At 46.2% G+C, this 12,928-nt stretch carries 11 protein-coding genes; 4 read left to right on the top strand and 7 right to left on the bottom strand.

Annotation, left to right across the window (positions count from 1 at the left end; genetic code table 11):
- Positions 1-2: 2 nt before the first annotated feature.
- Both HPC38_RS06405 and HPC38_RS06400 read right to left on the bottom strand, forming a co-directional pair.
- On the bottom strand, positions 3-413 hold the full coding sequence (locus tag HPC38_RS06405; RefSeq protein WP_208120461.1) for a DUF423 domain-containing protein: 411 nt from the start codon (positions 411-413) through the stop codon (positions 3-5).
- Between the two features lie 10 nt (positions 414-423).
- On the bottom strand, positions 424-1,305 hold the full coding sequence (locus tag HPC38_RS06400; protein ID WP_208120460.1) for a transcriptional regulator GcvA: 882 nt from the start codon (positions 1,303-1,305) through the stop codon (positions 424-426).
- A 386-nt stretch (positions 1,306-1,691) separates the two neighbouring features.
- Here HPC38_RS06400 and HPC38_RS06395 point away from each other — a divergent pair, with 386 nt between their 5' ends.
- The 3 genes from HPC38_RS06395 (at position 1,692) to HPC38_RS06385 (ending at position 5,904) form a co-directional block, all read left to right on the top strand.
- On the top strand, positions 1,692-2,714 hold the full coding sequence (locus tag HPC38_RS06395; protein WP_208120459.1) for a branched-chain amino acid aminotransferase: 1,023 nt from the start codon (positions 1,692-1,694) through the stop codon (positions 2,712-2,714).
- A gap of 201 nt (positions 2,715-2,915) precedes the next feature.
- Complete coding sequence (gene ppc, locus HPC38_RS06390; RefSeq protein WP_208120458.1) at positions 2,916-5,555, top strand: phosphoenolpyruvate carboxylase; 2,640 nt, start codon at positions 2,916-2,918, stop codon at positions 5,553-5,555.
- 46 nt (positions 5,556-5,601) lie between these two features.
- A complete protein-coding gene (locus HPC38_RS06385) occupies positions 5,602-5,904 on the top strand; it encodes an HI1450 family dsDNA-mimic protein (RefSeq protein ID WP_208120457.1) in 303 nt (100 codons plus the stop codon).
- Between the two features lie 36 nt (positions 5,905-5,940).
- Here HPC38_RS06385 and HPC38_RS06380 read toward each other — a convergent pair whose 3' ends face one another.
- The 3 genes from HPC38_RS06380 to HPC38_RS06370 all read right to left on the bottom strand — a co-directional run bounded on the left by HPC38_RS06380 (position 5,941) and on the right by HPC38_RS06370 (position 8,937).
- A complete protein-coding gene (locus tag HPC38_RS06380; protein ID WP_208120456.1) occupies positions 5,941-6,750 on the bottom strand; it encodes a hypothetical protein in 810 nt (269 codons plus the stop codon).
- A gap of 163 nt (positions 6,751-6,913) precedes the next feature.
- Positions 6,914-7,636, bottom strand: a complete 723-nt coding sequence (gene bioD, locus HPC38_RS06375; protein WP_208120455.1) for a dethiobiotin synthase — start codon at positions 7,634-7,636, stop codon at positions 6,914-6,916.
- Positions 7,637-7,728: 92 nt separating this feature from the next.
- Positions 7,729-8,937, bottom strand: a complete 1,209-nt coding sequence (locus HPC38_RS06370) for an ROK family protein (protein ID WP_208120454.1) — start codon at positions 8,935-8,937, stop codon at positions 7,729-7,731.
- 223 nt (positions 8,938-9,160) lie between these two features.
- Between HPC38_RS06370 and asnS the strand changes: the two genes are divergently transcribed.
- Positions 9,161-10,564, top strand: a complete 1,404-nt coding sequence (gene asnS, locus HPC38_RS06365) for an asparagine--tRNA ligase (RefSeq protein WP_208120453.1) — start codon at positions 9,161-9,163, stop codon at positions 10,562-10,564.
- 59 nt (positions 10,565-10,623) lie between these two features.
- On the opposite strand, the gene sbcB is transcribed toward asnS, so the two are convergent.
- Together sbcB and HPC38_RS06355 are read right to left on the bottom strand one after the other, a co-directional pair.
- Positions 10,624-12,051, bottom strand: a complete 1,428-nt coding sequence (gene sbcB, locus HPC38_RS06360) for an exodeoxyribonuclease I (RefSeq protein WP_208120452.1) — start codon at positions 12,049-12,051, stop codon at positions 10,624-10,626.
- On the bottom strand, positions 12,048-12,926 hold the full coding sequence (locus HPC38_RS06355; RefSeq protein ID WP_208120451.1) for an EamA/RhaT family transporter: 879 nt from the start codon (positions 12,924-12,926) through the stop codon (positions 12,048-12,050). The genes sbcB and HPC38_RS06355 overlap by 4 nt, the downstream gene beginning before the upstream one ends.
- Positions 12,927-12,928: the final 2 nt, after the last annotated feature.

Below are 12,928 nucleotides of genomic sequence, written 5' to 3'. Positions count from 1 at the left end.
ACTTAATCCCGCGGTTTAATGCAGTTGCCAATGCTGATCACCGCAAGCGCGCCCCAGCCAAGCAAAAACGCCACGCCACCAATTGGCGTGAGGTATTTCACCGCCTCTGTGCCTGTTGCTGCCATTAAGTATAAACTGCCACTAAAGCAAACAATACCCACCGCCCAGCTGTAGCCAATCCAGTTAAGCCCCATGCGACGGCATGACGGCTGCACTTGGTTTTTGGTCGCAGCCACGAAAAAACCCAGCGCCAACAACGCTAACGTGTGGACAAACTGATAGTTTTGCGCTTTGATAAGCCAATCTTGCGCAAGTGCGGTCATATCCCCGACCAAAGCATGCGCACTGTAAGCCCCAAAAGCGACTGAAAATAAGCCACTCAGCGCAGCTAACACTAAAAATCGATTCCCCATATTTGCTCTCCTATTGACGGTGTTGGCTAATCCAATCAACAAACGCCAGCACGGGCGCTTTGTCTTTGTTATCGCTATGATACACTACATAAAACGATTTGGGATCTGTTACATCGGTTAAAAACACCTCGTTTAACAAGCCTTCGTTGAGGTATTTTTGCGTTAGAATAGTATTTGCCAGCACCACCCCTTGCCCATGAATTGCCGCTTGAAGCGCCATAAACGTGTGGCTAAACACCACACCATGAGCAATATCAATATCCTCCACGCCCAAGTGCGCCACCATATTTTGCCAGTTTTCACGACTGTGAATATGTAACAAATTGTGCTGTTTGAGTGCATTAAGAGAGGTCAACGGCTTTTGTGCCAGCAGACTCGGCGCGGCCAAAATCGATAATTTGCCTGAAAATAACTGATGGCTCTCAAGCCCTGCCCAATGACCCCGCCCATAGAAAATCGCCACATCAGCATCGGTAATGACCGCACTTTCATCATAATCCACCCCTTGAATAGCCACTTCAATTTGCGGATAGCGCTGGTTAAATTCGCCCAAGTGCGGTATTAACCATGCCATGCCGAAAGTTTGTGGCACCTTGATGGTCAAATGCTCACTAGAGCGTTGATTTTTGATTTTGCGCGTAGCTTGCGCAAGGCGTTGCAATGCTGCACGCACATCATAAAAATAGGTGCTGCCTTCGTCTGTAAGCATAAGCGTACGATTTTTCCGCACAAACAATGCTAGACCTAGATAGTCTTCCAATAATTTTATTTGGTGACTGATCGCAGCCTGTGTGACAAACAGCTCATCTGCCGCTTTAGTGAAGCTCAACAGCCGTGCTGAGGCTTCAAACGCCTTGAGCGCATTGAGTGGCGGCAAATTTTTATTCTGCATACAACGTCCTTACTCATAAAAAAAACTAATGCAAGCGATAAAAAAATATAGATTGTTGTAGGCGCTGATAGCTCTTAAAATACAACCATTACTTAAGCAATTGACTGCTGCTTTAAGTATGATGTTGTGTTTTATCTAGTTTTCTAGATTTGAGTTCTACTCTTAACTTCCTGTATATTTTTTGATTTATAGGCCACCCACTTGGGTGGCTTTTTTTATCTGCGTTATACTATCATAAAATCCATCTCACGCTATTCCTTGGACGTAAAATTCTTTCCCTGACTGTATGATATGTCGGCAAATTAGCCAAATGCAAATTAAAGATTGATTTCACACGCAAAAGGGTTAAAAATAATTCATCACTCAATACATTTTAAGGACAACCTATGACAGACAGCACTATTGATTGGGCTAATCTTGGATTTAGCTATGTGAAAACCGATTATCGCTACATCGCCCATTGGAAAGACGGCAAATGGAATCAAGGTGAGTTGACACAAGATAACACGCTGCATATCAGTGAAGGGTCAACCGCACTTCACTATGGTCAACAGAGCTTTGAAGGCTTGAAAGCCTATCGCTGCAAAGACGGCTCAATTAACCTCTTCCGCCCCGATCAAAATGCGCAACGGCTGCAAAAAAGCTGTCAACGATTGTTGATGCCAGAAGTGCCAACTGAGATGTTTATTAATGCGTGTAAGCAAGTGGTGAAAGCCAACGAGCGCTTTGTCGCCCCTTATGGCTTTGGCGCAACCTTATATCTTCGCCCTTTGATCATCGGCGTCGGCGACAACATCGGCGTACACTCAGCGCCTGAGTTTATTTTCACTGTGTTCTGCTGCCCTGTGGGTGCCTATTTCAAAGGCGGCATGCAACCGACCAACTTTATTGTCTCTGACTACGATCGCGCAGCCCCTAACGGCACAGGTGCTGCCAAAGTCGGTGGCAACTACGCTGCCAGCTTATTGCCAGGCCATCTTGCACATGAACGTAAATTTGGCGATTGTATCTACCTTGATCCGAAGACACATACCAAAATTGAAGAAGTGGGCTCAGCCAACTTTTTTGGTATCACCCGTGATAATAAATTTGTCACCCCTTATTCGCCGTCGATTTTACCTAGCATTACCAAGTACTCATTGCTAGAACTCGCTCGCGCTCGCCTTGGCCTTGAAGCGATTGAGGGCGATGTCTATATTGATAAACTTGATGAGTTTGCCGAAGCGGGTGCTTGTGGTACGGCTGCCGTCATCACCCCTATCGGCGGCATTCAATATGGTGATAACTTCCACGTATTCTATTCTGAAACCGAGGTAGGCCCAATCACACAAAAACTCTATGATGAACTGACTGGCATCCAGTTTGGCGATAAAAGCGCGCCAGCAGGTTGGATCGTCAAAGTGGATTAATCTCATCTGCCCTTGCTCGCAAGGGCATTTTTTCACCCACCAATTTAAAAATTATCTAACAAAACCGCACTTTTAATATTAAAAACAAAATACATTTCCAAAAATGATATAAATTTGATTAATATCATTGCATAAACCGCACTTTTTTTGTTAAATCTATCACAAAATTCAACATTATGACTTTACAACTAAGGATAATTTATGCAGCAGTATAGTGAGATGCGTAACAACATCAGCATGCTTGGGCGCTTTCTTGGCGATACCATCAGTGAAGCACAAGGCAGCGAGATTTTGGACTTGATTGAAAAAATTCGCGTGCTTTCCCGCAATTCTCGTGCGGGGGATAATCTTGCCCGTGAACAACTCTTATCTATTTTAGATAACATCTCAAGTGATCAAATTATTCCTGTTGTGCGCGCCTTTAGCCACTTTCTGAATCTGACCAACATTGCTGAGCAATATCAGTCTATCTCGCGCCACCACAACGATCTTGCACTGAGCCAACGTTCCATTAGCTGCTTATTTGAGAAACTCAAAGCACAGAATCTTGCGAAAGAAGATGTGCTGGCTGCAATTGATAATTTACTCATCGAATTAGTGCTGACCGCTCACCCAACCGAGGTCACTCGCCGCTCGCTCACCCACAAACACGTTGAAATCAACAAATGTTTAAGCCAGCTTGAACACTCTGATTTGACTGACAAAGAGCGCAAAAGCATTGAGCGCCAACTCAAACGTTTGATTGCAGAAGCATGGCACACCAATGAAATCCGCACCCAGCGCCCAACCCCGTTTGAAGAGGCCAAATGGGGTTATAGCGTGATTGAAAACAGCTTATGGCATGCGGTGCCTAACTTTCTGCGTCAACTCAACGACAGCACAGTGGAATTTTTTGACTTCCATCTCCCAGTTGAATTCACGCCAGTGCGCTTTTCATCGTGGATGGGAGGTGATCGTGATGGCAACCCGTTTGTCACCAGCAAAATCACTCGCCGCGTACTCAACCTTGCTCGCGCCAAAGCAGCCGAACTCTTTTTGGAAGACATCAAGCTGCTATGTGACGAGCTCTCCATGGTTGAGGCCTCACCCGAGTTTACAGCAAAATATGGCGAGCACGAAGAGCCTTACCGCCATGTCGTGAAAGCGCTACGCACCAAGTTGAAACTAACACAAAATCACTTTAACGACTTGCTCAGCGACAAACAGCCACGCACCACCCAAGAGCACATCATCACCCGCAATGAACAACTTTGGGAGCCGTTGTTGGATGTGTATCAATCACTGAATAAGTGCGGTATGCGTATCATCGCTAACGGCTTGCTGCTAGACACGTTGCGCCGCATTCGCTGTTTCGGTGTGACGTTGTCACGTATGGATATTCGCCAAGAAAGCACCCGCCACACACAGGCCATTGCTGAAATCACCCGTTATATCGGCTTAGGCGATTATGCGCAATGGTCAGAAGAAGACAAACAGGCGTTTTTGATTCGTGAGCTGAACTCACGTCGTCCATTAGTGCCGATTGATTGGCACCCAAGCGAAGAAACGCGCGAAGTGCTCGACACCTGCAAGGTGGTGGCGGAACAAAATGAAGGCGTGATTTCCGCTTATGTGATCTCTATGGCGCGCAGTGCCTCTGACGTGCTGGCGGTACATTTGCTGCTGAAAGAAGCAGGCAACACCAAACGCATCCCAGTAGCACCACTGTTTGAAACGCTAGATGACCTTGACCACGCTGAAAGCGTGATGGAACAGCTATTCAACGTGGGTTGGTATCGTGGCTTTATCAATAACCAACAAATGGTGATGATTGGCTATTCTGACTCCGCCAAAGATGCTGGCATGATGGCGGCCTCATGGGCTCAATATCGGGCGCAAGAAGCCTTGGTCAACTTATGCGAACGCCTACATATTGAACTAACGCTTTTCCACGGCCGTGGCGGTACTATTGGCCGTGGTGGTGCACCAGCACATGCCGCGTTGCTCTCTCAACCGCCTAAATCCTTGAAAAATGGCCTGCGCGTGACTGAGCAAGGGGAAATGATCCGCTTCAAACTCGGGCTGCCACAAGTGGCTATCGACAGCCTTGAGCTTTATGCCAGTGCTATTTTAGAGGCCAATTTGTTGCCGCCGCCATCACCACAACAAGGCTGGCGCGATATTATGGATGAGCTCTCTACCCTCTCTTGTGAGGCTTATCGCGATGTGGTGCGCAAGCAGCCAGATTTTGTCCCGTATTTCCGTTCTGCCACCCCAGAGCAAGAACTCTCCCGCCTTCCGCTGGGTTCACGCCCTGCAAAACGCAATCCGAAAGGCGGCGTGGAAAGCCTGCGTGCAATCCCTTGGATTTTCGCTTGGATGCAAAACCGCTTGATGCTGCCAGCTTGGCTTGGCGCAGCGCAATCCATTCAACAGCTGCTTGAACAAGGCAAAAGTGCGGTCGTGGAAGAAATGTGTGAAAAATGGCCATTTTTCTCCACCCGTGTCGGTATGCTGGAAATGGTGTTTAGTAAATCAGACTTGTGGCTGGCGGAATATTACGACCAACGTTTGGTAGACAAATCTCTCTGGCCGCTGGGTGAGCATTTGCGCGCGCAACTGCAAGCTGATGTGCAAACGCTGCTGTCACTTTCTCACCGTGACCAGCTGATGGCGGATTTGCCGTGGATTGCACAGTCTATCGCACTGCGTAATGTTTACACTGACCCGCTCAACTTGCTGCAAGTGGAGTTGCTCCATCGCTTACGCCAAGTGGACGAAGCCGAACAAGATGCTAATCTCAATCAAGCATTGATGATCACCATCACGGGCATTGCCGCTGGCATGCGCAATACAGGCTAATAAAAATTCAAAGTGCGGTTTAACCGCACTTTGCCTGCGAGGTTTTATGACACTTACCGACGAGCAAATTTTAGACAGTGCCTATGCCATTTTTCTTGAAATGGCAGGCGAAAACCTAAATGAGCAACAAATCGCACTGTTCAATGCACAGTTTGCCGAACATGGCAGCCTACAACTGATGGACACCGCAGAAAATTGGGATGAAGAAATTGGCGTACTCATTGACCCCGAGGCCTTTGCTGAAGTGTGGATTGGGCTTGAAGATGCCAACGGCGCGCTTACGCATGTGTTTGCCAAAGTGCTGGTGAGCACCAACCCCGATGCCCCCGATTTTCATATTGTTTGGTAGCAAAAGTAAAGTGCGGTCTGACCGCACTTTTACTTATTAAAAGGTGTAGGAAAGTTTCACGCCCACTTCGTGGGTGATGTTTTTCGGTTCGACAATCTCACCGATTTCACCGTCGGTATTTTGTACAATGCGATTGGAATCAAACACCTTCCAGCCACGGTAAAACGGTGAAAATGTCACCTTACCTTTGCCAACTACTTTACTCAGCCCCAACTCAAACTCTAAACCTTTGCCATTGCGTTGCTTATTAATGGCTGTTTGCTCGATGTAAGAATACTGCCGCGCGCGAATCAGCTGATTGTAGCCAATTTTTGGAGATAACGTGAAACCGTTTGGCAGCGCAAAATCAGTGCTCACGCCAATATGAGCGTAAATTAAACGGTTTTTACGATCATAATCCTCTGCGTCTTTACGGCTATTGAGATCGTTTAAAATACGATACCCACCCCCCACTTGCACACGCCAATCACGTTGCATAGCATAAAAATGATGCTGATAAAGGGCGCGCAAATCATAGCTGTTACGTGGTGTACCGTGAATAGTCACCGATCCATAAGGCGTGCCTTCTGGTTTTTCCTCACTTGGACCTTCGCTGCCAACATAATGACTTTTACCTTTAACATAGCGCCCTTCTAAAATTACCGCACTTTGCGGATTGAAATGGTAAGTCGCCGCGCCACTTAGTCCGTGCATATGCGCGCGCTGCTGCATAAAACGTTCACTTCCATTGACATATTCACGGTAGGTTTCACGATAAACTTCACCGCCTAATGTGTACTCCCAATGACTTGCCAATGCCGCCGGTGTGGCTAAAACCAACAATAAACCGAATGTGATTTTTTTCATTTTAATAACCTTATTATTTTTATTGTTAAAAGGGAGTGGGATTATAGCCACTGTTTTTTAATATAGGAATAGTTCTCACTTCTATTTGCATAAAAAAGACACAATAATAACGTGAGTTTATTATTAAATGATGAAATAATCGCAAAAGTGCGGTGACCGCACTTTAGCTAATGACCGTACGGCAATAATTCAGCCGCTCGTGGTTGGTAATAAAATGGGCGAGATCTTTACTCTCTGGATGATGCAAATATGGAATTTGCCCCAATAGTGGTGCATTGAGCTTTTTCATCAATAGCTCAATGATCGCAGGATAATTGCTAATTCCAGGATTGATACGGTTAGCCACCCAGCCCAACAATGTGACACCACACTGCACGATGGACTCTGCGGTAAGCAAGGCATGATTAATGCAACCTTCTTTTATTCCGACCACTAATACAACGGGCATTTTGCGCTGCATCACCCAGTCAGAGAAAAACAGTTGTTGCGTGATGGGCGTCTTCCAGCCAAAACTGCCCTCCACTAACACGGATTCAAAACGGCTGGCAAGCACATCAAGATCGCGGTTAATTTTGTTGATGTCGATAGATTGGCATTGACTAAGCAAATCGATAATGCCTGGCTCTTGGCCAGCATGCAACGTATAACTATTGATGTCTTGATAATTCACCGCCTGCTGCGTGCTTTCAAGTAGCGTGAGCACGTCCGCATTTTGCTCGTTTTCTTCATTGATTTGGTTGAAATAACTAAACGAATGGCTATTACAGGCAACGGGCTTATAACCCACAATTTGACAATGTTGCTGTTGCATGGCCTGAATAATTGCACGGCTGACCACCGTTTTGCCCACACCACTGTCTGTGCCAGTCACAAAAAAACAGCTCATGATTTTTCCCTATGTCAAAACATAGGAGAAATTGTAGGCAAAAATGAAACAGCATTTCTTGAGCCAAAACAAGTTTTCACGAAAAAAGCATATTACCGGATAATTTGAGCAAATAAATCGCCACTATAAAGCTCTTGTTTAACCGCCGACGAGGCGATGGCTGGGTCATTCCAGCTAAACTTGGAGGTAATGATCTCCACTTGTTGTTCATCCGAAAGCAATGCATCTTGTAATTTCAGTGCTAAACGTTGCAAAAACAGCTCCTTCACTGCCAGTAAACGCGTATTGATCATAATCTTTTCGGAGGCAAAAATATTGGTCAAATACATCAATAAATACGATACACTGTCGGCTAAGTGATGAATGATACGGATAGCCTGTGGATCTTCGGCTTGTGCTTGCTCACACAAAAAGCCAATTTTACTTTCATCGTTTGGCAAATCATTCGGCAGCAATAGATCCACTAGCTGATAAATCGCCTTATTGCTCACTTGATTATACAGGTAATGACGTTCAATTTCTGGCACATCTTGCGCAATTTTATCACTTAAATCACTGATTTTCGGCAGCGCGACTTTATCAATATTCATCCGTTTTTGTTTTTCATTACGAATCATCTTACCTTCGCTCAACACACTGATATTGATTGCATCATCAAATTGCAAGAAAATCACATTGTTTGAATGAATAGCGTTGCCAAGATGGCTCTCAGCAAATGTCCACATTGCAAAATGCTCTGCCACCAAAATAGGAAAATCGTAATGAGCTTGCAAATGTTCTTGTAACTCTGCGCCTAACACGGTGTGGCCAAGATAAACCTTTTGTTGCACTTTATCCACCCGCCCTAAAATGCACAATGAACACGCCAACAGATTGGTCACCTGATCAATATGCTTATTCACAAAGGCTTCAATCGTGTTCATAATCACCTTTTCCACGCCTTGTGCAGGGTTATAGTGAATTTGCTGGTGCTCCACCACGCGCGCATCAAGCTCACACAAACTGATATCAATGGTTGTCTCTGCTAATGTGATCGCGAGATATTGCCAATAATGTGGCGACAGACAAATGCCCACCGCTGGGCGCCCTCGCACAATAGTATTTTGCACGGCTCGCTCTTCGATAAAGTGTGCTTTAATCAGCTCGCGAGTTAAATTGGTGATGCTCGCAGGAGCAAAACCCGCAATTTTGGACAAATCAATACGCGAAATTAACTCAAATTGCTCAATCAAACGGTATATAGTTCCCAAATGACGCAAATTGATGCGGCTAATATAACAATCATGCTTTGACTTTGGCATACTACCTATCCTGCTTTTTTATTCGTGATTACGACTTTATACCCACAAAATTAGACTTTGACAACAAAGCAATTAAAATTATGCTACTTAACTCACGAAACAGCGCTCTAATTGCTTAGCAATTATGCAAGAAAAAACCGCACTTTGACTAGATTTCAATTGTAATTTCAGTGGGAATAAGTAAACTAACACCCATTATTTAAAATAAGATTTAGAGGAAATAATGGCTAAAATAGCATCAGTTAAAGCGGTTTTGCAAAGTGCGGTTAGCGTCGGTGAAACTGTTACTATTCGCGGCTGGGTGCGCACCCGTCGTGATTCTAAAGCGGGTTTTTCATTTGTCGCTGTTTACGACGGTTCCTGCTTTGACCCTATTCAAGTGGTGGTAGAAAATAGCTTATCTAACTACGAGCAAGACGTGCTCAACCTCACCACTGGCTGCGCCGTGGTTATCACAGGTCAAGTGGTGGAATCCCAAGGTAAAGGGCAAGCGGTGGAGCTAAAAGCCAGCGATGTGGTAGTGACTGGTTTTGTTGATGATCCTGAAACCTACCCAATGGCGGCCAAACGCCACAGTGTTGAATATTTGCGTGAAGTGGCTCACCTGCGCCCTCGCACCAACTTAATCGGTGCAGTGGCACGCGTACGTCACTGCTTAGCGCAAGCCATTCACCGCTTCTTCCATGAGCGTGGCTTTTATTGGGTCGCTACCCCGCTGATTACCGCCTCCGATACCGAAGGTGCTGGTGAAATGTTCCGTGTATCCACCTTGGATGTAGAAAATCTCCCGCGTGGTGATAACGGCTTGGTGGATTTCAAGCAAGATTTCTTTGGCAAAGAGGCCTTTTTGACGGTCTCTGGTCAGCTCAATGGTGAAACCTACGCCTGCGCGCTGAGCAAAATCTACACTTTCGGCCCAACTTTCCGCGCTGAAAACTCCAACACCAGCCGCCACTTGGCTGAGTTTTGGATGGTGGAGCCTGAAGTCGCCTTTGCTGACTTAAGCGACAACGCCAAATTAGCTGAAGACATGCTTAAATATGTCTTCAACGCGGTACTTGAAGAACGCATGGATGACTTAAAATTCTTTGAACAACGCGTAGATAAAGACGTGATCAACCGCCTGCAAGCGTTCATCAACTCCGATTTTGCCCAAATCGACTACACTGACGCTATCGACGTCCTACTCAATTCAGGCAAAGAGTTCGAGTTCCCAGTGGAATGGGGCATTGATTTGTCTTCGGAGCATGAACGCTATCTTGCAGAAGAGCACTTTCACTCCCCTGTGGTGGTGAAAAACTACCCGAAAGACATCAAAGCATTCTATATGCGTCTGAACGACGACGGCAAAACCGTTGCCGCTATGGACGTCCTCGCCCCTGGCATCGGCGAAATTATCGGTGGCTCACAACGGGAAGAACGCCTTGAAGTGCTTGACAAACGCATGCTTGAAATGGGCTTAAACCCTGAAGACTACTGGTGGTACCGCGACCTACGCCGCTACGGCAGCGTGCCACACTCCGGCTTCGGCCTCGGCTTTGAACGCCTTATCGTCTACGTCACTGGCGTACAAAACATCCGCGACGTCATTCCATTCCCACGCTACCCTCGCAACGCGAGCTTCTAGCAACAAGAAACCAAAACCGCACTTTATCAGTGCGGTTTTTTAGTGCCGTTAAAACGTTATCAAATATCCCGTGTGACGCTTTGAACGTGGGCTAGGACGTGTTGAAGTAACTGGGATTTTTCGTTGTCTTCGGCGTATTCGTTGAGTAGATTCTCAAGGCGTAAGGCGTAATCATCAATGCCTTGGGCGAGTTTTTGTTGGCGATATTTTTGCCATTTAAGCTGCTCGGTGCGAGTTAAGGTCGAATAATGATGGCGAGCACGGTAGTGAAATAGCAATTTGGGAATGCGTGGGTCGCTGAAAGCGAGGTTGTGGTTGGCGAGTTGTTCAGGCGATAGGCTACGCAAAATGGCAAGATTATTTTTATCCGCATGGGAGAAAAAGCCCGCATAAAGTGCGGTTTCCACGTTGATGTCAGGCGCCAAGGTGCGTTCAACATTGAAAATATCCGCCACTTTATCGCGAATTTCCGTGCTTTGGCGTAATTTTTGCCAGTTAGCAAGGCAGGCATCGCGATCAAGTGCGAGGCGCTCAGCTGTTTCTGGCAACAGCGTGTTGAGTGGAGCTAAAATCGGGCATTTATTAAGGTGTACGCCTTTAAGCGGTACAGGGTTTATGCCTTGCTCTTCCAGCTGAATTTTTGAGGTGTAAAGGCGCTCGCGCAACGTGTTGGCATCAAGGTATAGTAGATCCTCTAAATCTGCGCTGAGATCACAGCAGATGATCATATTGGGATTGAGCGGATTTTCTGCCAGCGGTGCAATGATGCTGGTGTTGCTGCGCGCTGCACCAAACATACCTGACACATGCACAAGTGGCGTCATGTTTTTCAATTCAAGCAGCTCACGCACCGCACTTTTATGCCTTAAATTAAAAAAGTAGTCAAAAAAGCGCGGTTGTTTGGCTTTGATTAACTTTGCCATCGCAATGGTGGCATAAACGTCAGACATCGCATCATGGGCATTTTCATGCGCAATGCCATTGGCTTTGGTCAACAGTTCTAAACGAAAACTCGGCAAGCCATTATCATCATAAACCCAATTTATCCCCTCAGGGCGCAATGCGAAACACGCCCGCACAAGATCGAGCAAATCCCAGCGCGAATTGCCGTTTTTCCAGCTGTATTCATAAGGATCGATAAAATTTCTAAAAAAGGTATAACGGGTCATTTCATCATCATAACGAATGTTGTTATACCCTAAAATACAAGTGTTCGGTTGACTGAACTCGTTTAAAATTTTTTCAGCAAAGTGCGGTTCATCAAGCCCTGCTTGGTTGCATTTTTGCGGTGTGATACCCGTAATCAATACCGCTTCAGGTTGTGGCAAATAGTCATTGGTTTGCTTGCAGTAAAACATAACAGGCTCGCCGATGGGGTTAAAATCTCCATCGGTGCGAATGCCTGCAAACTGGGCTGGGCGATCGCGCGCAGGATCAACGCCAAAACTTTCATAATCATAGAAAAAAAAGGTCTGTTCTGCCATCATGCCACCCAAGAATCAAGATAAAATAGGCATAAAATTGCCACAATGCCAAGACCAACGCCCGCAAAATTGATGCGGCTCATCTTTTCTTTAAACACCCACAAGCCAATCAACGAGCCTAAGCAAATCACGCCCACATTCATGCCTGCAAACACTAACGTTGGATTTTGGCTAAATGTGCGGTGGGCGAGCAGGTAGAAATAAATGTTCATAAAATTCAGCCCACCTAAGAGTAAGCCTGACAGCATACTTTTACCCTGCCAGCGCATGCCAGTGAGCAGCTGCCGACCCTGCAAATAGGCGAACATCACGCAAGCGGCGATGGCAAAAATTACAAATAATGTCAGCGGCAGTGCTTGGCCTAGTTTGGAAATTTGCTTGAGCAAGATGTCGATAATGCCAAAGCCAAACCACACCACTAACAAAATGACCGCACTTTTCGTGGTGTGATTGTTGGGATCGGGCTTCCATAACAAGCAAAACAGCGCGGCAAACGCCAGCACCAGACTGAAAATGCGCGTCATTAACACCGTTTCACCAAATAATGTGAAGGCGGCAATAATGGGTAAAAAAAGCGACAAACGCTGGGCGGCATCAGTACGCACAATGCCAGCGCATTCCACTGCACGAAATAGCACCAAAAATACGCTTGGCAACAAAATGCCTAGCGCCAGTAGCAACACCCCTGCGCCTTGATTCATCGCCACTTGCACATGCTCGGCGCTGAGATCAGGCTTGAGCAACGTGAAGGTGAGCAAAAGTGCGGTCAGATAATTAAAGGCTATCGCCTGACGAATATCAATGCTTTGGCGGCGGGCGAGTTTCAAAAACACCGACACCGCCACACTACAAGCAATAGCAATCAATAAAAACAGCATTA

This window comes from Spirabiliibacterium pneumoniae (assembly GCF_014884995.1).
Classification (GTDB): domain Bacteria; phylum Pseudomonadota; class Gammaproteobacteria; order Enterobacterales; family Pasteurellaceae; genus Spirabiliibacterium; species Spirabiliibacterium pneumoniae.
Note: the sequence above shows the minus strand (reverse complement) of the source record. Positions and strands in the feature narration are given on the sequence as shown.

Coding starts and splice junctions, on each gene's coding strand:
- HPC38_RS06405 (WP_208120461.1), bottom strand. CDS start 413: ATGGGGAATCGATTTTTAGTGTTAGCTGCGCTGAGTGGCTTATTTTCA.
- HPC38_RS06400 (WP_208120460.1), bottom strand. CDS start 1,305: ATGCAGAATAAAAATTTGCCGCCACTCAATGCGCTCAAGGCGTTTGAA.
- HPC38_RS06395 (WP_208120459.1), top strand. CDS start 1,692: ATGACAGACAGCACTATTGATTGGGCTAATCTTGGATTTAGCTATGTG.
- ppc (WP_208120458.1), top strand. CDS start 2,916: ATGCAGCAGTATAGTGAGATGCGTAACAACATCAGCATGCTTGGGCGC.
- HPC38_RS06385 (WP_208120457.1), top strand. CDS start 5,602: ATGACACTTACCGACGAGCAAATTTTAGACAGTGCCTATGCCATTTTT.
- HPC38_RS06380 (WP_208120456.1), bottom strand. CDS start 6,750: ATGAAAAAAATCACATTCGGTTTATTGTTGGTTTTAGCCACACCGGCG.
- bioD (WP_208120455.1), bottom strand. CDS start 7,636: ATGAGCTGTTTTTTTGTGACTGGCACAGACAGTGGTGTGGGCAAAACG.
- HPC38_RS06370 (WP_208120454.1), bottom strand. CDS start 8,937: ATGCCAAAGTCAAAGCATGATTGTTATATTAGCCGCATCAATTTGCGT.
- asnS (WP_208120453.1), top strand. CDS start 9,161: ATGGCTAAAATAGCATCAGTTAAAGCGGTTTTGCAAAGTGCGGTTAGC.
- sbcB (WP_208120452.1), bottom strand. CDS start 12,051: ATGATGGCAGAACAGACCTTTTTTTTCTATGATTATGAAAGTTTTGGC.
- HPC38_RS06355 (WP_208120451.1), bottom strand. CDS start 12,926: ATGCTGTTTTTATTGATTGCTATTGCTTGTAGTGTGGCGGTGTCGGTG.